Origin of the sequence: Polynucleobacter sp. UB-Siik-W21, assembly GCF_018687415.1 — a bacterium.
GTDB lineage: Bacteria > Pseudomonadota > Gammaproteobacteria > Burkholderiales > Burkholderiaceae > Polynucleobacter.
The window spans coordinates 1460147-1486105 of record NZ_CP061289.1 but is presented as its reverse complement, the minus strand read 5'-3'; the positions used below and the strand labels follow the sequence as shown (position 1 = coordinate 1486105).

The 25959-nt window shown below is 46.3% G+C and carries 26 protein-coding genes; 16 read left to right on the top strand and 10 right to left on the bottom strand.

Features of this window, described 5'->3' with window-relative positions:
- Position 1: 1 nt before the first annotated feature.
- The 5 genes from C2756_RS07730 to C2756_RS07710 are packed head-to-tail and all read right to left on the bottom strand — an operon-like array spanning position 2 to position 5542.
- Positions 2-871, bottom strand: a complete 870-nt coding sequence (locus C2756_RS07730; RefSeq protein ID WP_215318396.1) for a 23S rRNA (adenine(2030)-N(6))-methyltransferase RlmJ — start codon at positions 869-871, stop codon at positions 2-4.
- A 6-nt stretch (positions 872-877) separates the two neighbouring features.
- Complete coding sequence (locus C2756_RS07725) at positions 878-1669, bottom strand: phosphatase PAP2 family protein (RefSeq protein ID WP_215318387.1); 792 nt, start codon at positions 1667-1669, stop codon at positions 878-880.
- Positions 1666-2934, bottom strand: a complete 1269-nt coding sequence (locus C2756_RS07720) for a glycosyltransferase family 9 protein (RefSeq protein WP_215318380.1) — start codon at positions 2932-2934, stop codon at positions 1666-1668. Before C2756_RS07720 ends, C2756_RS07725 begins: the two co-directional genes overlap by 4 nt.
- Positions 2935-2952: 18 nt before the next feature.
- Positions 2953-3996: a lysylphosphatidylglycerol synthase transmembrane domain-containing protein gene (locus C2756_RS07715; protein ID WP_215318377.1), complete on the bottom strand. Its 1044-nt coding sequence runs from the start codon at positions 3994-3996 to the stop codon at positions 2953-2955.
- Between the two features lie 49 nt (positions 3997-4045).
- Complete coding sequence (locus tag C2756_RS07710; RefSeq protein ID WP_215318374.1) at positions 4046-5542, bottom strand: glycosyltransferase family 39 protein; 1497 nt, start codon at positions 5540-5542, stop codon at positions 4046-4048.
- Positions 5543-5589: 47 nt separating this feature from the next.
- Between C2756_RS07710 and C2756_RS07705 the strand changes: the two genes are divergently transcribed.
- Positions 5590-6387 carry a DUF3047 domain-containing protein gene (locus tag C2756_RS07705; RefSeq protein WP_215318372.1) on the top strand — a complete coding sequence of 266 codons (798 nt, stop codon included), beginning with the start codon at positions 5590-5592 and terminating at the stop codon, positions 6385-6387.
- 7 nt (positions 6388-6394) lie between these two features.
- Here C2756_RS07705 and C2756_RS07700 read toward each other — a convergent pair whose 3' ends face one another.
- A complete protein-coding gene (locus tag C2756_RS07700; protein ID WP_215318370.1) occupies positions 6395-8668 on the bottom strand; it encodes a cation-translocating P-type ATPase in 2274 nt (757 codons plus the stop codon).
- A gap of 51 nt (positions 8669-8719) precedes the next feature.
- Here C2756_RS07700 and C2756_RS07695 point away from each other — a divergent pair, with 51 nt between their 5' ends.
- From C2756_RS07695 to C2756_RS07640, 12 genes are all read left to right on the top strand, one after another.
- On the top strand, positions 8720-8914 hold the full coding sequence (locus C2756_RS07695; RefSeq protein ID WP_215318369.1) for a heavy-metal-associated domain-containing protein: 195 nt from the start codon (positions 8720-8722) through the stop codon (positions 8912-8914).
- Between the two features lie 128 nt (positions 8915-9042).
- Complete coding sequence (gene apbC / locus C2756_RS07690) at positions 9043-10131, top strand: iron-sulfur cluster carrier protein ApbC (protein WP_215318367.1); 1089 nt, start codon at positions 9043-9045, stop codon at positions 10129-10131.
- Positions 10132-10163: 32 nt separating this feature from the next.
- Complete coding sequence (locus C2756_RS07685) at positions 10164-10679, top strand: DUF3305 domain-containing protein (RefSeq protein WP_251372019.1); 516 nt, start codon at positions 10164-10166, stop codon at positions 10677-10679.
- The gene (locus C2756_RS07680; protein ID WP_251372018.1) at positions 10679-11242 is read left to right on the top strand and encodes a DUF3306 domain-containing protein; all 564 of its coding nucleotides are present in this window, start codon (positions 10679-10681) and stop codon (positions 11240-11242) included. The genes C2756_RS07685 and C2756_RS07680 overlap by 1 nt, the downstream gene beginning before the upstream one ends.
- Before the next feature lie 11 nt (positions 11243-11253).
- Positions 11254-13344: a 4Fe-4S binding protein gene (locus C2756_RS07675; RefSeq protein WP_215318361.1), complete on the top strand. Its 2091-nt coding sequence runs from the start codon at positions 11254-11256 to the stop codon at positions 13342-13344.
- Positions 13341-13973: a molecular chaperone gene (locus C2756_RS07670; RefSeq protein WP_215318359.1), complete on the top strand. Its 633-nt coding sequence runs from the start codon at positions 13341-13343 to the stop codon at positions 13971-13973. The genes C2756_RS07675 and C2756_RS07670 overlap by 4 nt, the downstream gene beginning before the upstream one ends.
- Positions 13974-14089: 116 nt before the next feature.
- Complete coding sequence (locus C2756_RS07665) at positions 14090-14311, top strand: hypothetical protein (RefSeq protein ID WP_215295218.1); 222 nt, start codon at positions 14090-14092, stop codon at positions 14309-14311.
- Between the two features lie 65 nt (positions 14312-14376).
- Positions 14377-17355, top strand: coding sequence for a formate dehydrogenase subunit alpha (locus C2756_RS07660; protein WP_215318357.1), 2979 nt, complete (start codon positions 14377-14379; stop codon positions 17353-17355).
- A 27-nt stretch (positions 17356-17382) separates the two neighbouring features.
- Positions 17383-18039 carry a formate dehydrogenase FDH3 subunit beta gene (gene fdh3B, locus C2756_RS07655; protein ID WP_215295215.1) on the top strand — a complete coding sequence of 219 codons (657 nt, stop codon included), beginning with the start codon at positions 17383-17385 and terminating at the stop codon, positions 18037-18039.
- On the top strand, positions 18039-18275 hold the full coding sequence (locus tag C2756_RS07650; protein WP_215318356.1) for a hypothetical protein: 237 nt from the start codon (positions 18039-18041) through the stop codon (positions 18273-18275). The genes fdh3B and C2756_RS07650 overlap by 1 nt, the downstream gene beginning before the upstream one ends.
- 47 nt (positions 18276-18322) lie before the next feature.
- A complete protein-coding gene (locus C2756_RS07645) occupies positions 18323-19378 on the top strand; it encodes a formate dehydrogenase subunit gamma (protein ID WP_215318354.1) in 1056 nt (351 codons plus the stop codon).
- Positions 19379-19388: 10 nt separating this feature from the next.
- Positions 19389-19679 (top strand): hypothetical protein, encoded by a 291-nt coding sequence (locus C2756_RS07640; protein WP_215318352.1) that lies wholly within the window; start codon positions 19389-19391, stop codon positions 19677-19679.
- 11 nt (positions 19680-19690) lie between these two features.
- Here the strand turns inward: C2756_RS07640 and C2756_RS07635 are convergent, their stop codons facing one another.
- Positions 19691-20398, bottom strand: coding sequence for an ATP-binding cassette domain-containing protein (locus C2756_RS07635; protein WP_215318349.1), 708 nt, complete (start codon positions 20396-20398; stop codon positions 19691-19693).
- Positions 20391-21086, bottom strand: a complete 696-nt coding sequence (locus tag C2756_RS07630) for an ABC transporter permease (protein WP_215318348.1) — start codon at positions 21084-21086, stop codon at positions 20391-20393. The genes C2756_RS07635 and C2756_RS07630 overlap by 8 nt, the downstream gene beginning before the upstream one ends.
- A gap of 67 nt (positions 21087-21153) precedes the next feature.
- Between C2756_RS07630 and C2756_RS07625 the strand changes: the two genes are divergently transcribed.
- The 3 genes from C2756_RS07625 to cls are packed head-to-tail and all read left to right on the top strand — an operon-like array spanning position 21154 to position 23581.
- Positions 21154-21357 carry a hypothetical protein gene (locus C2756_RS07625; protein WP_215318347.1) on the top strand — a complete coding sequence of 68 codons (204 nt, stop codon included), beginning with the start codon at positions 21154-21156 and terminating at the stop codon, positions 21355-21357.
- Positions 21354-22106, top strand: coding sequence for an endonuclease/exonuclease/phosphatase family protein (locus C2756_RS07620; protein ID WP_215295201.1), 753 nt, complete (start codon positions 21354-21356; stop codon positions 22104-22106). The genes C2756_RS07625 and C2756_RS07620 overlap by 4 nt, the downstream gene beginning before the upstream one ends.
- The gene (cls, locus tag C2756_RS07615) at positions 22103-23581 is read left to right on the top strand and encodes a cardiolipin synthase (protein WP_215318346.1); all 1479 of its coding nucleotides are present in this window, start codon (positions 22103-22105) and stop codon (positions 23579-23581) included. Before C2756_RS07620 ends, cls begins: the two co-directional genes overlap by 4 nt.
- Here cls and C2756_RS07610 read toward each other — a convergent pair.
- Positions 23578-24762, bottom strand: a complete 1185-nt coding sequence (locus C2756_RS07610; RefSeq protein WP_215318345.1) for a CaiB/BaiF CoA-transferase family protein — start codon at positions 24760-24762, stop codon at positions 23578-23580. The genes cls and C2756_RS07610 overlap by 4 nt on opposite strands.
- 21 nt (positions 24763-24783) lie before the next feature.
- Positions 24784-25953, bottom strand: coding sequence for an acyl-CoA dehydrogenase family protein (locus C2756_RS07605; protein WP_215295195.1), 1170 nt, complete (start codon positions 25951-25953; stop codon positions 24784-24786).
- Positions 25954-25959 lie beyond the last annotated feature (6 nt).

Here is a 25959-nt window from a genome sequence, read left to right as displayed (position 1 = left end):
TTTATGCCTCAAAACTCTTGAGTAAGAATTGCGCTCCACCATCAATACCTAGAGCCTTGGTTAAAGTGGGTAGTGCATCAGCGAGATGCTTTTCTAGTGTCCACGGTGGATTAATAATGAACATGCCACTCGCTTGAAGGCGCCGTTCACCAGGTGCATTCTCAACACGCAACTCAGTATGAAGCCAAGAGCGCTGATGAGCGGCGCAAATCTTTTTCATGCGATCAGGTAGAGCGATAGATTCTCTTCTGGAAAGAATCGGATACCAGACTGCGTAACAGCCAGTAGCAAAACGCTGTAATGCTTCTTCGATTGCAAGCTCTAAATACCGATAATCCTGCTTGTCTTCATAAGAAGGATCAATGAGTACTAAACCGCGCCTACTAGGAGGCGGTAGTAAGCCCTTCAGTCTGCTAAAACTATCTTCAGCATAAATATCAATCTGTTTTGATTGCTTCAGTTCTCCAATGTTATGGCGAAGAATATCAATCTCTTTGGGATGAAGTTCAAATAACTTCAGGCGATCTTGCGGTCTCAACAGTCGAGCCAGAATAAATGGGGACCCAGGATAAGTCTTGAGATCCCCCCCAACATTTTCCGCCTTAATACAATCCAAATATGTTTGAACGCTTTCCGGAATGGGATTGCCCGCTTCTTTGAATTTCAATAAACGATATATTCCACCTTCTGCTTCTTTGCTCACAGCAGCAAAGCCATCCTCTAGGCTATAGATACCAGCACCAGCATGGGTGTCGACCATCGTCAAGGCTACCGGTTTTTCTTGTAAATACTCTACAAGATGAATAAGGGTAAGGTGCTTGAGAATGTCAGCATGGCTGCCAGCATGAAAAGCATGTCGATAGCTAAACATACAAAACTATTCTGGGCTGCCAGGTGAGTTGTTAAATTGCGCTTTAACAAAAAATATGAAGGTGATAGCTACGATGGCAATGGAGGCATATTGCAATGGCAGATTTAATTCAAGATCCATAATTTGGGTGTAATGCGCATAGATAGCTGCAACACCGCCAAGGGCAATCAAGCGAGGCCAAAGATTCTTGAGGGATAGTTGATTCTCTGGAACGTATTGTGCAAGTAGGGCACCCAACATCCCACACCAAATGCCAACGCCTGCTCCGGCCAATATGTCTGTGAGCCAATGTGCGCCAACTGCGCTGCGCGATAAGCCTACTAATGCCGCAACCAAGAACAGTGGCAATAGATGGCTACGCTTCGCTCTGCTGGAGACAAAATACAGTGCACTGGCAATCGCGAAAGCCGTAAGGGTGTGACCTGATGGCAATGCTTTATGCAGCAGGGGCTCGCCAATGCGATAAAAACTACCATTCTCTAAAAGACCAGCTGGTCTTGGAAGATCAAACCCGTTTTTGAGAATTGTGCTGGCAATTGCGGAGAGGGCACCTGCAAATAAACCGGCAGTGAGTAAGCGGGGCGCTAAAAGGAGTAGCGGAAATGCCAATGCAAATATGCCCCAGCCATTCCCTAGAAAAGTGAGCCAGGCCCAAACTGTGTCAGGCAATAACTGGGTAAGACGATTAATGAATAAAAAGCTACTACTTTGAAATTCCCCAAAGTAAATCGCTGCAGCAAGAGCGATAGGAGCAAGCGGGACAAACCAAGCTAGTTTGGGGATTACTGTCTTGCTCATCCAGCTGAACGACCTTTTGCTCTATCCGCTTCTTGCAATTGAACAGTCACTTTATCCAATACTTGCGCAACCGAAATGGCTTGCATGCAGACATTATCTTGACAAGGTGTTTTGCGATGATTAGCTGCGCTCACACAAGGTGAGCAAGCAAGATTGGCGGTGATTGCAATAGAGTTACCAATAGAGCCGTAGAGGGCGGGCGTCTCTGGTCCAAACAGAACCACTGTTCTGAGTGGTGTCACTGCAGAGAAGTGACCTGGGCCAGAATCATTGGTCACCATCACATCAGATAGCGTGTACAGCGGTGGCAATTCAGTAAAGGTAACTTGGCCTGCAAAGTTCAGAGCATTTTTAACGTTGGCAACAGAGCGCACTTTATCGACATAGACAAATTCAGTAGGGGAGCCCGTAATCAGAATTAAATCGTTTGGATAGCGCTGATTTACAGCTTGAATGAGCTCCGAGAAGCGCTGTTGCGCCCAGCGACGTTGTGGCAAGAGATCGCTAGCATTCGGATTAATCAAAATGAGGCGATTTTTTCCATAGGTATAGGGAATGCCGGCTTCAGCAGCTTTCTTTTCAATCCGAGCAAGCACTTTTTTCATAACATCTGGATGGATGATGGCTTGCTCAAGTTTGACTTCAGAATCCGGAATCTGAATTTTGCTAAAAGGCACTTCAATCTCTTTTGCAAAAGCTGCATGAATTAAAGAGAGAAAGTTTTTAGTAATGTGAATGTGCGGGTTGTAATGCACCTTGCGGGTAAGCATGAAGCCACGCCATAAACCTTCCCCGTGAAAAATGTGATAGCCCACGCGATGACGAGCACCACATAGTCCAGTGAGAAGGGCAGTAAAGCGTGAGAAGAGCTCAAGATCAATCACGGTATCGATGCGATGTGCACGGGCGACGAGCAAAAAGCGCAAGGTGTCTTTAATTAATCCACCCAAGCTTGAAGAGTCAATCGTGAAAATATTTTCTGGCTTAACCGTATTTAAAAGGGTGAGACTAGCGCGATTGCTCTTAAAGATTAAGAAAAATAATTCAGCGCCACGCGCTTGTGCATTGCGCATCGCTGGGTCAACCAAGATGGCGCTCCCCATTTCGGAGAGTTCGATAAACAGTAATTTCTTGGGAGTTTTTGGACCACGGCTAAAAATTCTTTTTACAGCATCTATCAATACCACTAATGGGCTGGCAATTGCGCAAAGGGGTACTCCAACCCAATGATCAATGGCACGCATGGTATTGACGCTAATAGTCATAATTTTGCTCTGAAAGAATTATTTTCGTTTTAATAAAAAGTAAGCACCCGGCAGGACTGAGATCACAGTAATTGCACCATAGCTTATAGAGGCTAATACAGTAAGTGAAGGGTTAACGCCCCATAGTGCTAGCACAGACGATAGAGTTGCTTCACGCAAACCCCAGCCAGAAATACTAATCGGGAGCATTAACAAAAGACTTAATGCGGGCAGGCCAATCATCAGGCTAGAGATTGGCGCTTCAGCACCATAGGCTCTGAGGCAACAACCAAAAGCCAAAATAATGAAGCCATGAATGGCGATTGCGAAGAGGGCTTGTGCAATATTCATCGGCCAGGAAAAGGCCAAACGAATACCAGGCATGGCGTTGTTCATACGCAGGCGGTCAAGTAAGTTTTGCAGTAGTTGACGGGTTGGCGCCCAAGCCAATACCAAGGCGATGATTAACCCTGCTAACACCATGACGGCAACAACGGCGTAACCTAAATCTTGTCCCCAGGCAGCAAGCGTAGCGCCACCGAGAATTAAGCCTAAGCCACCGAGTAAATTATTGCCCGCTAAACCTAAAAAGCGATCCACTAAAACCATCGCAAAGCTGAGGCGCAGTTTTGCAGGGGCATGCTCTAAATCAACAGAGTGATGAAGCTCTTTATCAAGCTCTTGTGTTTCAGTGAGATTTCCGGTGCTGTTGAGATGTGTTGCGGTGATGGCGCGATAACTATCTCCCCCTAGCGTACTTGGTAGTCCTTGGTTAATGAGTCCGCCAGCAAAATATAGAGCGATATAAGTTTTGAAGCCACCTTGAAAACCCACACTCCGCATTAAAAATCCCCAACGCAGACCGCCACAAATAAACGCGCAACAAATTGCTACTCCTGCAGCTATTAGCCAAGCTGGTTGCATCTTGATTTCAGAATCAAGGAGGGTATGCCAGTCGATTCCGCTGGTGGCTTTCCAAAGCAGGGCGATGGATAGCAAAATGCGAATGGTCGGCCAGGCGCGCTTTAGCATTGATTTCCACCCAGATTGGGCTTTTGGGGTGGACTGGGGCAGTGAACTCATAGGCGTAAGGATAATGCTTTGGGCGCCTAAGGTCTTGAATTTGGGTGAATTACTTCGCTAAACCAGTGCCTTGCCAGTTGCTGCAAAGGCTAAAGTCAAATTTAGACAAGATTTGTCCAAATCGCACAATTTCTAGGGTATCCAAAGCTTCGCAGCGTTCAAAGGCAGACTGCTTACCAAGCGGGGGTGCAAAAGACATTCCCGACCAATTTATGAGGATGATGTTTGCCCCACGGGGCAATTGCCCAAACCAGAGATCAAACTGGTCTTGACGTTCATCCAAAACAAACACTGGAAGCGGTTGGGCATACCAAGCGGTGCGACTACCTAAAGTCCAATTTTGAACGGCGATCCCACTCGCTTTTGTTGCTTGCCTTAATTCAGCAGCCTTTTGACCTGCTAGTTTCCAGCCATAGAGATCTGCAATCGGGTTGGATTTGATAGCTACTGAATTCATGCCACCAGACAGAACATAGGTAAATCCAATACAACAGAGTACAACTTGTACGATGAATAAAATTCGAATGAGCTGATGACGTTGAGTGGACCATGCTTTTGCTAAGCCAATGCCTGCAAATGGCGCCAGACAAAACCATGCAGGCGATGTCCAGTGTGGTAATCCGCCACCACCAGAGAGACTTGTAAAGATTACAAAAGGAATCACAAAGAATCCTAGTAAGGCTAATAAAGCTAGTCTGGTGCCGTGAATACAATGTTTAATAAAAAGATAGGCACCTAAAATGAGTAGGGGTCCATAGACCACCACTTGGATAGCCAGGTAGCCACCAAATCTGCGCCAGAGCCAAACACTGCCAGCTCCATGAGCCACTTGATATTTAAATGAGATCCAGTCATGAGTCCAATTCCAATATAGAACAGGACTAATGAGTAGAAGAGCAACAATTGCAGCAAGCCAAAAACCGATTTTGTTAATCCAAGGTTTTCTAGGGCTACTTAAAAAAATCAGCAGCAATGCCATTGCAGTAAAGACGGCAGTATATTTACTGAGTCCCGCTAAACCAAGCAATGCTCCAGTGATAAGCCAATCAGCAATGCTGAAGTGATCTTTCATTAACCAGCGTAGTGCCATCAACAGCAGACCTAGACTCAGCGGAATGAGTAAGCTGTCGGGTAACAAGCCAATTGCTAATACATGTGGCATTGGTGCCGCAATGATGGCTAGTACTGCCATGAGTCCGCAAGTGTTAGACGAAGGTAGTGCACTTGTCAGATATCCAGCGTTACGTCCTTGGATAAAGTGATGCACCTCCAAAGTCACTTGATAAACCAAGAAACAGGAAAGTACCCAGAGTAACTCTGGGATCAATCGAATAATGCCTTCGGAGGAGGCGAGTGCTACTAGTGGCCACTGAATCCAGCCAACGAGTGGCGGATGATCAAAATAGCTCCACGCTAGATGCTGTGCATACAGTGCGTAATGCGCTTCATCAACCGAGAATTCAATCGCAAATCCTAGAGCAAAGTGCACCACTGCTGCAATACAGATGCAGATTGCAGCCCAGCTAGAGGGAGATTGTCGGCGCATACTTTGATTTTAGACTTACTTAGGTCAATAATTGGGACAATTAGCCCATGCCCAAGCTCCTTTCCCTTTTCTTCATTGTCTGCATTGCGCTGGCTCTAACGGCTTGCGCAGGGCTGGGTGGCGGGTCAGTGCAAAATGAGTCAGGGCAGGCTTTTAATGTCGCTCAAATTCCTGCACAAGATGAGTTGCCAAAATTTTCGGCTGAGACTCCGCGCGATGGGATGCCTAATGGCTGGAATTTCTATCGGATTGCTCCTTATAAAAAGAATACGGTTTATCGCCTAGAAACTTACCAAGGCAAAACTGTTTTGAGTGCCAACTCCAAAACCTCTGCTTCAGGGTTGGCGGTGAAACTGCGCCCACGTCAAGCAAATAATTTATGGTTACAGTGGGAATGGAAGGCTTTAGGCGCTTTGCCTGATGCTGACAATGCTGAGAGTTATCAAGATGATGCGCCCTTAAGAATTTTGGTCGCCTTTGATGGCAATAAATCAAAACTTTCTTTAAAAGAAAAAATGACATTTGAGATGGCCAATCTCATTAGCGGTCAAGAAATGCCATACGCTACTTTGATGTATATCTGGTCAGGTAAATCTCCAATCGACACGGTCATTACCAATGCGCATACCTCGCGTATCAAAATGATTGTGGTGGATTCTGGTTGGGAAAATTTAGGAAATTGGCACAAACACCAACGTGATCTTGCCGCTGATTACAGACGTGCTTATGGTGAGGCTCCTGGCGAAGTTATTGGGATTGCCTTATTAACTGATACTGACAATACAAAATCAGAAACACGCGCTATTTATGGCGATATTGAGCTCATTCGTAAAATCCCCAAATAAAGATTGCTTACGCGTGAGAGGGGCGCCAGCGTTTTAGGAGTAAGGCGTTACTCAGAACGCAAAAGCTCGAGAGTGCCATGGCACTGCCGGCGAGCATTGGTGAAAGATAGCCTAGTGCTGCCAACGGAATTCCGGTGGAGTTGAAGATAAAAGCCCAGAATAAGTTTTGCTGAATCTTTCTCCAGGTTCTCTTGGAGATATCAATAGCATCCGCCACCAAAGTGGGATCTCCGCGCATCAAAGTAATGCCTGCAGCCTGCATTGCAACATCAGTACCGGTAGACATGGCCATACCAACATCTGCTGTTGCGAGAGCGGGAGCATCATTGATGCCATCACCTACCATCGCCACCCAATGACGATCACCATCTTTTTGAGAGGATTGCAGTTTCTGAATAATATCTGCTTTGTTGCTTGGCATCACCTGCGCAAAGACTTCATCGATCCCGATGGACTGACCCACGCGATTTGCTGCCGCAGTGTTATCACCCGAGAGCATCACGGTACGAATGTGCAGTTGCTGTAAAGAAGCGATCGCCTCTTTGGCATTCGGTTTGAGTTCATCACCAAAGGCAACGATCGCAATCGGAGACGAAGTAGCTTCATTCATGAGCACAGAAACAGTCTGCCCTGCATCGAAACACACTTGTGCTTTTTGAATAATGTCTGCTTGGTGTGGGTTTGCATCTAGTGAGGCAACACTTTGTAAGCAGAGGCTTTGACCCATCCAACTACCAGCACTCGGTTTACCGCTAATGCCAATACCTGCTAGCGCCTTACTTTTCAAGGGTGGTATTGGGCTGACCCCTTTTTGTTTAGCTGCATCTAGCAAGGCTTTAGCTAAGGGATGCTCGCTACCCAATTGCAAGCCTGCAGCACTCGCTAAGATGGCATCTTCATCTACAGAATCAGTAAATGAAATGATATTGAGAAGCCTGGGTTTACCAATCGTGAGAGTACCTGTTTTATCAAACGCAACAATACTTAAGCGGTGTGCTAACTCAAGTACTTGAGGGTCTTTAATTAAAATACCAAAGCGCGCTGCAATACCAGTTCCCGCCATGATGGCTGCAGGTGTTGCTAAGCCAAGAGCGCAAGGGCAGGCAATCACTAGGACAGAGACTGCTCTCAGTATGGCAATCGATGCAGAGTCCAGGTAAAACCAATTTACCAATCCAGTGATGATGGCAATCACAATCACGCTCGGTACAAAGATTGCACTGACTTGATCTACTAATTTTTGAATGGGCGCTTTTTGGGTTTGCGCATCCTCTACTAATGAAATGATTTGGGAAAGAACACTTTCTACGCCAACAGCTTGCGCCTCAACCACCAGTAAGCCTTCGCCATTCAGTGATCCACCAATGACTTTTACACCCAGTATTTTTTTAACTGGCTCACTTTCTCCGGTCAGGAGCGATTCATCTATATGGCTAGATCCAAGCAAGATGAAGCCATCTACAGGAATGCGCTCCCCAGGTAAAACCAATACACGGTCTTTAGGGAAAACCTGCTCTAGAGGGAGATCGCGATATTGGTCGAGTGGAACACCCTCTGCGATAGCAATCCTAGGGTCAATGACTTTTGCATGCTCTGGCCAAAGTTTTTGTAGTGCTCGTATCGCTTCACTAGTTTGTTGCTTTGCACGAGCTTCTAACCATTTGCCAAGAATTACCATACAAATAATGACAGCAGACCCCTCGAAATAGAGCTCATGAACTGCATGCGGTGAAGTCAGCATTTGAGATACGCTCAAACCATAAGCAGCACTTGTCCCAATGGCAACTAGTAAATCCATATTGCCAACGCCTGACAGAAGTGCTTTAAAACCAGACTTATAAAATCGCCACCCAAGCCAAAATTGCACTGGACTTGCTAAGAGCAGTTGCCATTTGGGAGATAGCACCCAATGAATCCCAAAGGGCATTAACAGCATTGGCAAGATGAGTGGCGCTGATAAAGCAAAACTCAGTAACACTCTTCCCAGACCATCTGCCCCCCAAAATGAATGCGAGGGTTTTATCTCTGCACTTGAGTGGGGATTGCTCAAGCGCGCTTCATAGCCGGTTTTATTCACTGCCGCAATAACCTCAGCAATGTTGCTAGGGGATGATGTATTGAGGCGAATTCTGGCTTGCTCAGTTGCTAAATTGACGCTGGCAGCTTCTACTCCAGGGATCTGATGAAGCGCCTTTTCAACCCGCCCAACGCAAGAGGCACAGGTCATTCCACCAATATCTAAGGTAAAAAGCTCAGAACTCATCTCTTTTAGGGTGTTCATATGGAAGATAATCTACTTCATGCCAAGTAAATTCAATGCAAAAAGGTTGATATGTTGAGTCTTAAAGTATCCGGTATGACCTGTGGGGGCTGTATTAATGCCGTAACGAGGGCAATTCAAGCTCAGGATCCGCAAGCTACAGTACAGGCTGATTTGCCATCTCAGATGGTCAATCTAGAAACTTCCTTATCGGCTGAGCAGGCCAGTCAGATCATTACGGAAGCAGGTTTTCCGGTTATTCAATAATTACCAAGAGATCCATAAGCACCTGCTCAGCAAAGTTTTGCTGGTGCGGTTAATCTACTTGATGTTCCAAAAATTAATTAAAGCAGTTCTGAAGATGTATTCAGAGCTACTGAGCATAGGAGAAAGTAGTGTCAGTTACTGTAGATGCTGTACAAGTAGCCCTCAAGGGCTTGCTTGATCCCAATACAAAGATCGACTTTGTAACAGCTAAAAACCTCAAAAATTTGCGTATTGAAGATGGCGATGTTTCGTTCGATATTGTTTTGGGGTATCCCGCTAAAAGTCAATTTGATTTGATTCGTAAATCCGTTATCAATGCTGTGCGCGCATTGCCTGGGGTTAAAAACGTCAGCGTGAATGTGAGCAGTCAGGTTGTCGCGCATGCTGTGCAACGGGGCGTTAAATTATTGCCGGGCGTGAAAAATATTATTGCTGTTGCGAGCGGTAAGGGTGGAGTTGGTAAATCAACCACTGCTGTGAACTTGGCATTAGCGTTAGCAGCTGAAGGTGCGCAAGTCGGAATATTAGATGCCGATATCTATGGGCCAAGTCAGCCCATGATGTTAGGTATTACCGGTAGACCAGAATCTGTTGAAGAGAATACGATTGAGCCAATGGAAGGCCATGGCTTGCAAGCTAGCTCTATTGGTTTCTTAATTGAAGAAGATGCACCAATGGTATGGCGTGGTCCTATGGTGACTTCTGCTTTGGAGCAACTACTGCGTCAAACCCGCTGGCGTGATCTAGATTACTTGATTGTTGATATGCCACCAGGCACTGGTGATATCCAGTTGACCTTATCGCAAAAGGTGCCTGTTACCGGCTCGGTCATTGTGACTACGCCGCAAGACATCGCACTGCTGGATGCTCGCAAAGGTTTAAAGATGTTTGAAAAAGTCGGTGTGCCGATCATCGGCATTATTGAAAATATGAGTACTTATGTTTGCACTCAGTGCGGTCATGAAGAGCATGTTTTTGGTAGTGGTGGCGGTGAAAAAATGTGCAAAGAGTATGGCGTTGATTTCTTGGGTTCATTGCCACTGAATTTATCGATTCGTGAACAGGCAGATGCTGGCCGTCCAACTGTGGTTGCTGACCCGGATGGAGCCATTAGTGCAATCTATAAGAACATCGCAAGACAAGTCGCTATTCGTGTTGCTACTCTGTCAAAAGATATGAGCAGCAAATTTCCGAACATTGTGGTTCAGAACACCTAAGGCGCTGGGTACTTATGCGCTTTGCAGTGCTAATGCGTAAACAAAATATGGATAACCCATGGGTGTCATACCGATGGGTTCCTCAGGAAGTGCTCCCTGATTTTGGACAATTCAATGCCAATCAAAATAGCGCTATCTCAGGGCAGTTCTTGGGTCGTGATGCTGAGGGTGAATCTTGGTTATTCACCGGCTTTGAATTAAATCTTTTTCCTGATGAGGCTGAAGGCTATTACCTGAACGTTTCTGCAACAACGCCCGCATGGTTTGTGATGTGGCGCTTGGAAGAAGAGATTGATCGCTATATTGATGCACGGTCACTTGAGATGGCTAAAGCGGAAGTCAGTATTGCCGTTCCTCATCGTATCTGTGTGAGCTATAACGAAGCAGCACGATTGCTTGATGGAGGAGAGTCAGTGGACACTGTTCCTATGAATGATGAGCATGCCTCTTGGCTGCAAGAGTATGTCAATGAAAATTATCGACCTGAGCCCAAAAAACGGCACAAGCCAGCATCATTTAAAGGCGCCGAGCGCTCAGCGGAGGAATGATGGCAGATGGTTTTCTAAGTCGCTGGTCACGCCGTAAGGCAGGCAAAGAGGATGAAGTAGCGGAGCAACAAAAAGAAGCTACTCAGCCACTAGCTCAGACAAATGCAGAAATGAAGGCCCCAGATCCTGAGGTGCCACCGCCAGCGACTTTAGATGATGTCGAAAAGATCGATCGCTTTGCGCCGGACTTTTCTGCATTTATGAAACCGGATGTTGATCCTGCTGTTCAGCAGGCCGCTCTTAAGAAGATGTTTACTGATCCCCATTTCAATGTGATGGATGGTCTAGATATCTATATTGATGACTATTCCAAGCCGGATCCTTTACCACCTGGCATGCTAGAAAGAATGGTCCAAAGCGATATGCTTAATCTCTTCAAGAAGAGTAGTGATGAAGCTGATCAAAAGGAAGGGCCTGCTGGGATTACTAAAGCAGCAGAGCCTGATCAAGCCACTTTAGAGGCTCCCACACAAAGTGATTTAACATCCACTCAAATCCAAGCACAGGAAAAATCTGCCAGTCTGGATAAAATGCCGCTTGCGTCAGATCAGAAAAAAACCTAAGAAGGTTGTCAATGAGTCAAAAATTAGTCTGTAACTGTAATGGCACGATGCCTTTGGATGCGAAGGCTTTGGGTGTTTCAGTACATCGTTCCTTATGTCGACAGGAAGTTGGATCTTTTTTAAAAGCCCTGGATGGTTCTGACTCTCTAGTCGTAGCTTGCACGCAAGAGGGAGCACTCTTTGCTGAATTAGCAGAGCAATCTGAAAAGCCTTTGGTGGCGCCATTGCGCTTTGTCAATATTCGCGAAGTTGCCGGTTGGACGCAAGAAGCAAAATTATCAGGACCTAAGATTGCGGCACTTTTGGCTTTGGCTGATATGCCCGAAGCTGAGCCTGTGCCTGTGGTGAATTATGAAAGTCAGGGAAGATTGTTATTAGTAGGCCCTGGATCTCAGGTCTTACCTTGGGCAGAAAAGCTTGGCGCTTCTTTGGGTATCTCTGTGTTGTGTACCGAGTCAGGTGATTTGCCTTTAGTGCGCAACTATCCCATTTATACCGGCGTAGTGACTAAGCTTGAGGGTTATCTGGGTAATTTCTCAGTAGATTGGGATTTACAAAACCCAATTGATCCGGAGATGTGTACTCGTTGCGGGGCTTGCGTTGAAGTCTGCCCTGAAAATGCCATTGATCTCTCATTTCAAATTGATTTAGACAAATGTAAATCCCATCGAGCCTGTGTGACCGCCTGTGCCAGTATTGGCGCCATTGCATTTGATCGTGTGGAACGTAAACGCAGCGCCGAATTTGATTTGATCTTGGATTTACGCGCAGATCCAAAAATGCCGATGAGCCAAACTCCTCAGGGCTACTTTGCTCCTGGTAAAGATCCTCTTGATCAAGCATTGGTTGTAAATCAATTATTAGAGATGGTGGGTGAGTTTGAGAAGCCTAAATATTTTGCCTACAACGAAAAAGTTTGTGCCCATGGACGCAACGGTAAAGTAGGCTGTAGTGCCTGTATTGATGTCTGCTCTACCGGTGCCATCCGTTCTATCTTTAAAAATGGGCAAGGTAGCGTTGAAGTCAATCCTAATCTTTGCATGGGTTGTGGTGCTTGCTCGACTGTATGCCCATCGGGGGCGATGCGCTATAACTATCCAAGCGTGCCGCATCAAGGTAAAGAATTAAAAACCTTGGCTAGCGTTTTTCATGCTGAAGCCAAAAAGCTCAATCAATCAGTCGCCCCAAGCTTGCTCTTACATACCTTGAAGGCTGGCACTCGCATGATTGATGGCTTGGGCCGCTCCGCGCATGTGATGCCAAAACAATATGAAGGACTGCCATCATTTGTTATTCCTTATGGCATAGAACATATTGCCTCTACTGGCTTAGATCTCTGGTTGGGGGCTTTAACCTACGGCTTTGCTGAAGTCATCATGCTATTGAGTGGTGATGAAGATCCGGCTTATCGTGCCGCTCTTGAAGAGCAGGCTCAATTAGCGAATGCTATTTTGCAAGCCTATGGCTTTGAAGCGCGCATTCAATTGGTAGTGGCTGATTCTGTAGACGATCTTCAAGGTGTATCGAAAGCCATGGGTACGCTGCGTCAACGGGGCGCTCTGGATGTCATGTGCACCCCCGCCAGTTATGGCCTCTCCAATCAAAAGCGTGAAACCTTGGAAGCTGCGCTAGAGCATCTACAAAAGCAAGCAAAGACACCATTGCCTGAGTTGGGTGTGGCTTTGCCAAACAATTCTTTATTAGGTGGTCTGGCAATTAACAAAGACGCTTGCACTTTATGCATGTCTTGTGTCAGCAGCTGTCCGGAGGGCGCGCTGCTCGATAATCCTGATGAACCCATATTGTCGTTTATTGAGAAGCATTGTGTGCAATGTGGCATTTGTGCGCAAACTTGTCCCGAGCATGCTCTCACCTTAATGCCACGCCTACAAACAGTTGAGCAACGGAAACAGAAGGTGGTGCTGAATGAAACGCAAGCGTTTCACTGCATCAGTTGTGGAAAGCCCTTCGGTACTGCGAAGATGGTTGATCTGATGCTGACTAAGCTTGGTGCTCATGGTGCCTTTGCTGGAGCGGCAATGGATAGATTAAAGATGTGTGGTGATTGTCGAGTAGTGGATATGGTGAAAAAAGAAACATGAGCGAAAAAGAGAATGCATCAACTGAAGTAGGTGATGTAGGCCTGCCAGAGGATTTGGCGAGAGCGGATCTTTATGGTCTGATCGCCAGATTTTTTCATTTGCCACCAGATCAAGAGTTGCTTGATCAAATTGCGGCTACTGCAGATCAGCAGGATGCAAGCGATGAGGCGCCTTTGGCTAAAGCCTGGATGGATGTTGTTGAGGTAGCCAAGAACAATCCAGCCAAAGCTTGGCATGATGAGTTTGATCTGAACTTTATTAGTGTGGGCAAGCCTAATGTGGTTCTTAATGGCTCTTTCTATATGGCTGGTCATTTAAATGAAAGACCCTTAGTCAATATTCGTAAGGCATTAGAGGAATTTGGTCTTGAGTCGGCTGAAGAAGTTACTGAAACCGAAGACCATATCTCTGCACTTTGCGAGGTGATGCGATATCTGATTGCGGGTGACGATGTAGAGGTATCAAACCTTACAAATCAAAGGGTTTTTTTCAATGCGCATATTCGTCCTTGGTTTGAGGACTTATGTGATGCGATTGAAGACATTCCCGAGATGCATTTGTATCGTCCAATCGCCACGCTAACCCGAGAATTCCTAGCGATTGAGGGACAAAGTTTTGACATGATTTAATGTTGCATTGCAACAAAGGGAAAGTCCTAGTTAGCCCTACAAGTCATATAAGTGTCAAAAATGCAAATACGAATTACACTTGACGGATATCAAGAATAACCAAATAGGAGCATGCCATGAGCACGAAATCCAAAGTTGTATCTAGCGAAGAAAATAAGCCATCTCGCCGCAACTTCTTTATTGGTGCAGGCGCTGCAGTAGGTGCGGTTGCCGTAGCCTCCCAAACCTCTATTGGTAAGGCTGTTATTCAAGAAATTGGTAGCACCGTAAAAGATCAGAGCAAAGGCCAAACGATTACTGCGCACATGCGTAAGTATTACGAAAGCACCATGCTCTAAAGAGTTGGTTTCAGTTGAATTGATTTAATCATTAATAAATAAAAAAACTTTCCCAGGGACATCATATGAGTCTGACTCGTAAATCAAATACCCCACAAAGCAGTCGTACTTCATCACGCCTCATCGGCAGCTTATCGCGTGGCTTAAAAGCAGCGGTGCCGACGATGGATCGTCGAACATTCCTAAAGCGTTCAGGCGTCGGTATCGGTGCTGGTATTGCTGCTAGCCAATTAAGCTTGGTGCAAAAAGCTGTAGCTGAGCCAAGTAAAGCCATGCTGGACGGCAAGGGCAAGATTGAAGTCAAGAGATCGATTTGTACTCACTGTTCAGTAGGCTGTGCGGTAGATGCCACAGTTGAGAATGGTGTTTGGGTTCGTCAAGACGCAGTGTTTGACTCCCCAATCAATATGGGCGCGCACTGTGCCAAAGGTGCTGCTTTGCGTGAGCATGGTCACGGTGACTATCGCTTGCGCTACCCAATGAAGCTGGTGGATGGTAAGTATCAGCGTATTTCTTGGGATCAGGCACTTACTGAAATTACCGCTCAGATGAAGGGTATTCGTGAGAAGTATTCTCCAGATGCGATGTTCTTTATTGGATCATCAAAGCACAACAATGAACAGGCCTACTTACTGCGTAAGTGGGTCTCTTTCTTTGGCACCAACAATACAGACCATCAGGCGCGTATCTGTCACTCGACCACAGTTGCCGGGGTAGCCAATACCTGGGGTTATGGCGCGATGACCAATAGCTATAACGACATGATGAATGCCAAGGCAGCCATGTATATTGGCTCCAACGCTGCTGAAGCTCACCCAGTTTCAATGTTGATGTTGTTGCACGCTAAGGAAAACGGCTGCAAAGTGATTGTGGTTGATCCACGTTACACCCGTACCGCTGCTAAGTCAGATCAGTTCGTTCGTATTCGTTCAGGTAGCGACATTCCTTTCTTGTTCGGCGTTCTGTATCACATCTTCAAAAACGGCTGGGAAGATAAGAAGTACATCAACGACCGCGTATACGGTATGGATGAGATCCGCAAAGAAGTGATGGAAAAGTGGACGCCTGCTGCAGTTGAAGAGGCTTGCGGTGTTCCAGAGGCACAGGTTTATCAAGTAGCCAAGACTATGGCAACAAATCGTCCGAGTACAGTTGTTTGGTGTATGGGTCAAACCCAGCACACCATTGGTAATGCAATGGTGCGTGCCTCCTGCATCTTGCAGTTGGCTCTCGGTAACGTTGGTAAATCTGGTGGTGGTACTAATATTTTCCGCGGCCACGATAACGTTCAAGGCGCAACTGACGTAGGTCCTAACCCAGATTCATTGCCTGGTTACTATGGCTTGGCAGCTGGTTCATGGAAGCACTTCGCAGCAGTGTGGGGCGTTGATTACGACTGGATTAAAGGTCGCTATGCACCAGACATGATGGAGAAGTCAGGTACCACTGTTTCTCGTTGGGTGGATGCTGTTCTTGAAAAGAACGACATGATTGATCAGCAGACTAACGTGAAAGGTTTGTTCTTCTGGGGTCATGCTCCAAACTCACAAACTCGCGGCTTAGATATGAAGCGTGCGATGGATAAGTTGGATCTCTTGGTGGTAGTGGATCCTTATCCAAGTGCAACCGCTGCGATGGCTGCAATGCCACCAGCAGAAGGACAGACAATCAACAAGAACCGCAATGTCTATTTGTTGCCAGCAGCAACCCAGTTTGAGACTTGTGGCACTGCTACTGCATCAAACCGCTCATTGCAGTGGCGCGAGAAAGTGATCGATCCATTATTTGAATCTGTTCCTGACCATGTGATCATGCAAGCTTTTGCTGATCGCTTAGGTTTTGGTCAAGAGCTATCCAAGAACTACAAGATGCTCAACTCTAAATTTGCTGGTAAGCAATGGAAAGAGCCACAAATTGAGGATATCTTGCGTGAAATTAATCGTTCTGTCTGGACGATTGGTTACACCGGTCAAACGCCTGAGCGTCTCAAAGCGCATATGAGAATGGTTGCAACATTCGATCCGAAGACCTTGAAGTCTCGTGGTGGAGTTGATCCTGTGACTGGGTACGACACAACAGGTGACTACTATGGCTTGCCTTGGCCTTGCTACGGCACAGCCGCAATCAAACATCCAGGTTCACCAAACCTCTATGACACCAGCAAGACTGTGATGGAGGGTGGCGGTAACTTCCGCGCGAACTTCGGTGTTGAGCGTGAAGGAGTGAGTTTGTTGGCCGGAGATGGATCTCATTCCAAGGGTGCTGCCATTACTACTGGCTACCCAGAGTTTGACCACGTCTTTGTGAAGAAATTAGGTTGGTGGGATCAGTTAACCGAAGATGAGAAAAAACTCGCTGAAGGTAAAAACTGGAAGACCGATTTGTCTGGTGGTATCCAACGCGTTGTGATGAAGAATGGTTGCCATCCATTTGGAAATGCCAAAGCACGTGCGGTTGTCTGGAACTTCCCAGACCCAGTTCCAATTCACCGTGAAGCGCTTTACAGTACTAATGCACCGATGATGCGCAAGTATCCAACTTCTGCAGACAAGAAGAATTTCTGGCGCTTACCAACGCTCTATAAGACTGTTCAAGATCAAAACTTGAATGACAAGTTATATGAGAAGTTCCCAATCATTCTGACTTCTGGTCGTTTGGTTGAGTACGAAGGTGGTGGTGATGAGACCCGTTCTAACCCATGGTTAGCAGAGCTCCAACAAGAAAACTTTGTGGAAATTAATCCTAAGGCTGCAGCAGATCGTGGCATTAAGAACTGGGATTACGTTTGGGTAAAGTCGCCAACCGGCGCCAAGATCAAAGTACGTGCAATGGTTACCGAGCGTGTTGATCAGGGAACTGCTTTCGTACCATTCCACTTTGCTGGCTGGTGGCAGGGCGAAGACATTCGTAAGTACTATCCAGAGGGCGCAGCACCAGTAGTTCAAGGTGAAGCGGTCAATACTGCGACTACATATGGTTATGACCAGGTGACTATGATGCAAGAAACCAAAACCACCATGTGTCAAATCGAAAAATTTGCCTAAGTTAAAAAATAAAGTCAGGAGAACACAATGGCAAGAATGAAATTTATCTGCGACACAGAACGATGCATCGAATGCAACGGTTGTGTCACTGCTTGTAAAAACGATAACGAAGTACCTTGGGGCGTAAATCGTCGCCGTGTTGTTACGGTGAACGATGGCATTGTCGGTCAAGAGAAATCAATTTCAGTGGCCTGTATGCACTGTACTGATGCTCCTTGTATGGCTGTGTGCCCAGTCGATTGCTTCTACCGTACCGATGAAGGTGTCGTGCTTCATGACAAAGACATTTGTATTGGTTGCGGTTATTGCTCCTTTGCATGCCCATTTGGCGCCCCACAGTTTTTGAGTAAGGGTGCCTTTGGCTCTCGTAGCAAGATGGACAAGTGCACATTCTGTAGTGGCGGTCCTGAAGAAAACGGTAGCGTTGCTGAATTTGAGAAATATGGCCGTAATCGCTTGGCAGAAGGTAAATTACCTCTTTGCGCTGAAATGTGCTCTACCAAGGCTTTGATTGGTGGCGATAGCGATATTATTTCTGGCATCTTCAATAATCGTGTTGCCACTCGTGAGAAGAATGGCAAGTATGCCGGCTCTAAGGCTTTTGGTTGGACTACTGCTTATGGTGGACCAGACACTCCAGCGCCAACTCCAACGCCTGCTGCAAAAATTCCAGGAGCGAAATAATGAAATTCAATTTCAAAACTCTCGGTTTGTGTTTTGCAGTAGCAGCGCTGTTAGCTGCTTGTTCAGAGCCACCAGAAATTGCAGCAAAAGCTGCTAAGCGACCTGATGTTGCACCATACATGGGTGCGGACAATGGCTTCATGACCAAAAACTGGACCCCAAAAAATCAAGCCAGTTGGACTGAGTCGGTTGATAAGCGTACTCAAGGTCAAAACGAATACAGTCGCGTTAAGTGATCAACTAAACAACAATAAATAAAACGAAAACGTTTAAGGATATGTGTATGAAACGATCATTTTCTAAAGTTCTACGCACTTTGGTGGTGGCTGCAGGTTTGTCACTCACTCTCGCGAGCGGCATGAGCTTTGCTGAGCGTGGGCCAATGGCACCCTTGCCTTCGCCTAGCGGGGTTGATGTTCCACCTGCGTCTGTGCCAGCAAATCCGAATAGCTTGGCTAATGGTACGCAAGCGCAAGCTCAGCCAGCTAACCCATCCATTTTTACTTCTGCGAATAGCGACCCATATAACTATGTCAGCATTCCAGACAAAGAAGCTAGTGTCCTGATTCAGCGCTCTGGTGAGCAGTGGCGCGTGATTCGCAATGGAGTGATTACCGTCTTCGGTGGCTGGCTATTGGCGATTGCTTTCTTTGGCATTGCAGCTGTCTTTATTATCAAAGGCCCAATCAAATTGCATGCGCCGTTATCAGGGCAAAAAATCAAGCGTTTTAATGGCTTCGAGCGCTTTACTCACTGGGTGATGGCGATTAGCTTTGTTGGACTTGCTTTCACTGGCATGTTGATTTTGTACGGAAAGTATTTCGCAATGCCTTTAATGGGTGGCGCTGCATTTGGGTCATTCTTGATGGTTTGCAAGAATATCCATAATTATTCTGGCCCGCTATTTACGCTGAGCATCATTATTTTCTTCCTGTTGTTTGCTACCAGAAATATTCCTGGCGAAGGTGATCTTAACTGGCTCATGTCATTTGGCGGAATGCTTGGTGGAAAACATCCTCCCGCAGGTTTCTTCAACTTTGGCGAGAAAATTTGGTTCTGGTTTGGTATGACTTTCTTGGGCTTAGTGATCTCTGCATCTGGTCTTGTGCTAGACATGATCGTGCCATTTATGCAAGTTGAATACATTCGCGGCACGATGCAGATTGCCAATATTATTCACGGCTGTGCGGCAGTTCTGATGACTACGATGGCCATGGGTCATATTTATATTGGTTCAATTGGTATGCAAGGCTCCTCAGACGGCATGATGTCTGGCTACGTTGATGCTACTTGGGCTAAAGAGCATCATGAGCTTTGGTACAACAAGGTTAATAAATAAGGACAAAGCTATGAAAAAGATCATTGCTTTTATATTCTGCGCGCTAACTAGTGCATCGGTGATGGCAACATTGCCACCATTAACTCCTGAGGCACAAGAAGCTGCCACTTTGGCGAAAGCTAAAACTGCTTACGGTGACAGAGTGGGTGCATTTCAACTCTGCCAAGCTCAAAATCGAGTGGCTGAACGCTATAAAGTATCTGGAACTGCTGCACCTGCAGCTTGTGTAGCGCCGCCACCGTTTGTGGCGCCAGTTGCTGCAGCGGCTGCACCTGCGCCAGCTGCACCTGCAGCAAAGTAATTGATTAGCCTCTAGTCAGCTAGTAATTCTTGATGTAAGTAACGTTTCGCTGCTGCTGTTTGAGGATTTGAAAAGAAGGGGCCTACGGGTCCCTTTTCTTTTATCTTACCTTGATCAATAAAGAGGATGTACTGCGCAAGCCTTTGCACTTGCGCGAGTTGGTGTGATGAAAAAATCACGTCTGATCCTTGTTGATTAAATTCTCGAATGATGTCTTCAACTTGCTCGGTGGCGCTAGGATCGAGGTTTGCAGTGGGTTCATCCAGTAATACCAAATTCGGTTTTTGCAAAATAGCTCTGCCAAGGCACAGTTTTTGTCTTTCGCCAGCCGATAACTTGTGTGCTGGGCTAGCGCTTAAATTCTTGAGTCCCACCCGCTCAATCACTTGATCAATCTCACTCAAAGTGATTGCAGAATCTGCATCTCTCACCAGGCTGATATTGGTTCTAGCTGAGGCTTTAATCATGGGTGTGTGATGTAAAACCAATGCTGTCTTATTTCTAAAGGAATAGTTCACCGTTCCGGTATCAGGCTTGATCAGGCCATCGAGTAGTTTTAAGAGCGTAGTTTTACCAGCCCCGTTTGGCCCTATGCATGCTGTAATCCGATCGGCCGGAATGATGGCATGAGGTATGTTGAGAATGGTTCGACCATTACTAAGGACAGTAATGTCTTTCAGTTCAATGTACTTTTCAAATTGCTCTGTCAAATCAGCCATAGCGACGCTCCACCATTTGACGAACAATAAAAGTAAATAGGTTTGCAATCAATACGATTCCCAGCAACACGATGCCTAAAGCAAGTGCCAATGGTAAGTCGCCTTTACTGGTTTCTAGTGCAATTGCAGTAGTCATGGTTCGAGTCGAGTTTTGAATATTGCCGCCCACAATCATGACTGCCCCTACCTCGGAAATGGCTCTGGCAAGACCAGCTAGCAAGGCAATGGTCAGCGAAAAGCGGCAGTCCCAGATGAGCCACTGATAGCGAGATAGTAGTGGCAGACGTAAGCTCATGAATGAATCCCGATGAATCTTCCAGGAATCTTCCAGAATTTGCCGGCTTAAGGCTGCAATTAAGGGTGTTGTTAGCAGTGTTTGGGCCACAATCATGCCCTTGGGTGTGAAAAGCCATCCCCACGCCCCTAAAGGCCCTGTGCGAGAGAGAAGCAGGTAAACAATCACCCCAATAATGACCGTGGGCACACCCATGAGGGTGTTGAGGGTCACGATCACGGTTTTCTTGCCAGTAAATTCTTCGGTCGCTAAAAGGGCGCCGATTGGAAGTCCAAACAGAACCCCAAAGAAGAGGGCAGTCATACTGACCTGTAGGGAGACCAGGACGATCCCTAGCACTCCACCGTCTAGGTGGGCAAGAAGTGCAAAGGCATCTGAAAAAGCGTTCAACATGCGGTCGATTCTATCAAGGCAATGGCAAAATGAGTTTAATGAGACTCATACCCCTAATTTGTGACTTATGGCTGAAGTAGTCTGCCTCTGCAACGAGGTCTTGGATATTGACCTGCGCGAATACCTAGACACCCATCCTATCGACTCGATTGATGAGTTGAGGGACCAGGCATCTATTTGCAATAAATGTATGCAGTGCCAAGAACTGGTGGAAGGTGAGATCTATTTGGCTCGCGTACGTCGCCAGCGCGCAGCAGGGCAGAGTGAATGACCCAAATCAAAGTTAGTCGTTTTACGGTGATGAGTATGAATGTGCATAAAGGTCTATCACCTCTGCATCGCCATTCCACTATTTATCAGTTGCGTCAAAAGATGCGAAGTCATCATCCGGATTTATTGTTTCTTCAAGAACTGCAGCAAGAGCATCGCGGTAGAATTCGGCGATTTGGTCAATGGCCCCTAACTGAGTTAACCCATTTTCTCTCTGAAGATTTTTGGCATGACTGGCACTACGGTAAAAATGTGGAATATCCAGATGGCCATCACGGTAACGCGATATTATCAAAGCACCCTTTGCACAAGGGTAAAAATTACGATATCTCTGCCTATCGTTTTGAGAGGCGTGGACTATTGCATAGCGTGATTCAGTTGGGCAATGGAAGCCCAGAGATCCATTGTTTTTGTGTGCACCTCGCTTTGTTTGAACGGGGTAGGGAACGTCAATTAGAAGAGATTATTCGTTATATTGGAGAATTGACGAATGACGCGCCAACGATTGTTGCTGGCGACTTCAATGACTGGCGTAACCGTGTCAGTGCCCCTATGCGGCTTGCAGGGTTTGAAGAGGTGTTTGAAGTCTTAACGGGCACACCAGCGAAGACCTTCCCTAGCGTGAAGCCCTTATTACCCATGGATCGCATTTATGTTCGTGGACTTAAGATCCATTCAGCAGAAATTTTGCATGAATGGATGAAATTGTCTGATCATTTGGGCATTGCAGCAGAACTGGAACTGATATGAATGACCTACTAAGCTTATTTCTAAAACATACATTTGAGCTGAACTTAAATTGGCTACTCTTCGCCCATTTTTTCTTAGTCACTTACTTTATTGGCGTCATTATTGCGGTGAGAAGGCCAGTTGGCGTTGCCTTTGCCTGGATCTTTATTGTGATGACCTTTCCAGTGTTAGGAATCGGTTTATATGTCCTGATTGGTGAGCGTCCGGTAGGTCGAAAATTAACGCGAAAAATTACTCGCATGAATCGTGAATATGAAAAGATCACTGAGAACATGCGTCAGCAATACGCTAAGGATAGGCTGGGGATGCCTTTAGAGGATAGAGCTTTAAGCCTACTGGCAGAGGCCAAGAATGGCTCTCCGGTTGTGGCTGGGAACAAGCTTGAGCTGCATACAAACTCTCTCGAAATTCTGCAATGCTTTATTGACGAGATCAATGCAGCTAAGAAAAGTCTTCACCTCGAGTTTTATATTTGGGCTTTAGGTGGAGATGCAGACCGTGTTGGAAAGGCTTTAATCGCTGCTGCCAAGCGTGGCGTGTCATGTAAAGTGCTATTAGATTCTTTAGGTAGTTCTGCTTGGTTTAAATCTAAATGGCCAGCGCGTTTTCGCAATGCTGGTATTCAGGTAACCGAAGCATTACCAATTCAGGTGGGTCGCTTTCAGTTTCGACGGGCAGATCTGCGATTACACCGAAAAATATTTGTCGTTGATGGCTCCATCGTGTGGACAGGTAGTATGAATATGGTAGATCCACGCACTTTTAAACAAGACTCAGGGGTGGGTGAGTGGGTTGATGCCATGGTTCGCGTAGAGGGTCCAGTAGCAGCGCAGTTTGAACTGACTTTCTCATTTGACTGGAGCGTTGATAACCCTAAGATTACGCACTTCAATGATAGAAATCCTCCCGCAGCGCCGTTTGAGGGGGCTGCCATTGCGCAAGAGCTTGCATCAGGCCCTGTATATCGAGATGATATTTTGTATCAAGTGTTGCTCTCGGCCATTATTGATGCCCGTGAAGAATTAACCATTACGACTCCTTACTTTGGTCCAGACGATGGTCTCTTGCAGGCCCTCATGGCCTCTGCAAGACGAGGTGTGAAAGTGACCCTGATTGTTCCCAAGTTGAATGACTCGACCTTGGTTGCCTGGAGTAGTAAAAGCTACTACGCTGATTTATTGCGATCGGGGGTGCGGATTGCAGAGTTTCGCGGGGGATTGCTACATACCAAGAGCTTATTAGTGGATAGCAGAATTGCTGTCTTTGGATCGGTTAATTTTGACCAACGCAGTTTGCGTTTGAACTTCGAGATTAGCTTGATTGCCTATGACAAAGATTTCTGCGCCAAGCTGAACCAACTAGTGCAGTCTTATTTAAACGAATCGGATTTCATAGACATGACGACTTGGGCGAAGCGACCACGTTGGCATCACTATCTCGAGAATGCCGCCCATCTCACATCGCCGCTACTTTAAATTGCTCCGCTTGCACGCATATTAGCGATTTCAGATTCCGCTATACCCAGCTCTTTGAGGATGGCGTCAGTATGTTGCCCCACCGATGGCACGGGGTCCATTCGATATTCGTAGCTGTCATTTAAGCCCGGTGGCAGCAGTGCGGGGATTTGACCATTGGGAGTATTGACTTCTGTCCAGCGATGACGTGCCTTTAATTGCTCGTGCTTCCACAAGCCTTCCATGTCATTTAGATGGGCATTAGCAATCTGCGCCTGCTCTAAGCGAGCAATTAACTGTTCAGAGCTGAGTTTGCTAAAACAGGCGTTAATGATTTCTAGTAATTCAGCGCGCTTTTCATTACGTTTGAAGTTTTTATCGAAGCGCTCATCTTTGGCAAGCGCAGGATTTTCGAGTACGGTCTCGCAGAACTTCGCCCACTCGCGTTCATTTTGAAGACCCAGCATGACGGTCTTGCCATCGCCCGCTTTAAAGGGGCCGTATGGATAAATTGTGGCATGCGATGCGCCATTTCTAGAGGGTGGATTAGCCCCCTTGTAGGCGTAATACATTGGGAAGCTCATCCATTCGCTTAAAGCTTCTAGCATCGAGATATCAATGACAGTACCTTTACCAGTCTTACCTCGTTGCAATAGCGCGGCCAAAATATTGGTGTAGGCATACATGCCGGCAGCAATATCTGCGATGGAGTTACCGGCTTTGCTCGGCGTCTCAGGCGTACCAGTAATCGATAGAAAGCCAGCCTCACTCTGAATTAAGAGGTCGTAGGCTTTTTTATCGCGATAAGGACCATCGTTACCGTAGCCAGAGATGGCGCACAAAATCAAACCGGGGTTATCTTTTTGCAAGGCTTCTGCAGTCAGTCCCATGCGGGCTGCTGCACCAGGTGCCAAATTTTGAATGAAGACATCAGCAGTCTTTAATAAATTCTTCAATACGGCAATTGCTGATTCTTGTTTGAGATCGAGCGTCAAACTCTCCTTTGAGCGATTGACCCATACAAAGTGAGATGACAGTCCCTCGACTTGTCTGTCATACCCTCTGGCAAAGTCGCCATCACCAGGGCGTTCAATCTTAATGATGCGCGCTCCTAAATCGGCTAGCTGACGCGTGCAGAATGGTGCCGCAATCACATGCTCTAGCGCAACAACAGTAATTCCGTCTAAGGGGCGAACGCTCATATCAAAGGCCTATTAGCAGAATCAGAAAGATCTTGGTAGGCCAAGAACGTGCTCAGCAATATAAGAGTAGATCAAGTTTGTTGAAATCGGGGCTACTTGATAAAGACGAGTTTCTCTAAATTTACGCTCTACATCGTATTCATTTGCAAAACCAAAACCACCATGGGTTTGGAGGCAAACGTTGGCCGCTTCCCAAGAGGCTTTGGCAGCGAGGTACTTTGACATATTAGCTTCAGGACCACAGGGCTGATGACTGTCAAAGAGTTCGCAAGCCTTAAAGCGCATTAAGTTGGCTGCTTCTGTTTCGATATAGCTATCAGCAATCGGAAATTGAATACCTTGGTTTTTGCCGATCGGGCGATCGAATACTACGCGATCATTGGCATAGCGACGTGCACGATCGATAAACCAGTAGGCATCACCAATACATTCAGCAGCAATGAGCACACGTTCTGCATTGAGGCCATCTAATATGTATTTAAAACCTTGACCTTCAGTACCGATGAGATTTTCTGCAGGAATTTCTAGGTTATCGAAAAAGACTTCGTTGGTTTCATGGTTCACCATATTGGCGATAGGTCTGACTTCCATGCCCTTACCAATAGCATCTTTGAGATTAACGATAAAAATCGACATCCCTTCAGATTTACGTTGTACTTCATTAATAGGGGTGGTGCGCGCCAAGAGAATCATGAGGTCTGAGTGCTGGATACGAGAAATCCAAACCTTCTGACCATTCACGACATACTTATCACCTTTTTTGACTGCAGTTGTTTTGAGCTTAGTGGTGTCGGTACCTGTTGTTGGTTCAGTCACCGCCATACTTTGTAAGCGCAACTCGCCACTGGCAATCTTCGGTAGATACATTTTTTTCTGAGCTTCACTACCATGGCGAAGTAGCGTACCCATGTTGTACATCTGACCATGGCATGAACCAGAGTTGCCACCAGAAAAATTAATTTCCTCCATGATGACAGAAGCTTCTGCCAAGCCCAATCCGGAACCACCATATTCCTCTGGAATCAGTGCGGCCAACCAACCCGCCTCAGTCATCGCTGTTACAAATGCCTCTGGATAGCCACGTTCGTGATCAATCTTTTGCCAGTAAGCCGAATCAAAGCGATTACAGAGGTCGCGTAAGGCTTCGCGCATATCTTGATATTGATCAGGCTTGGGAATGGGGTGATTCATGAATCT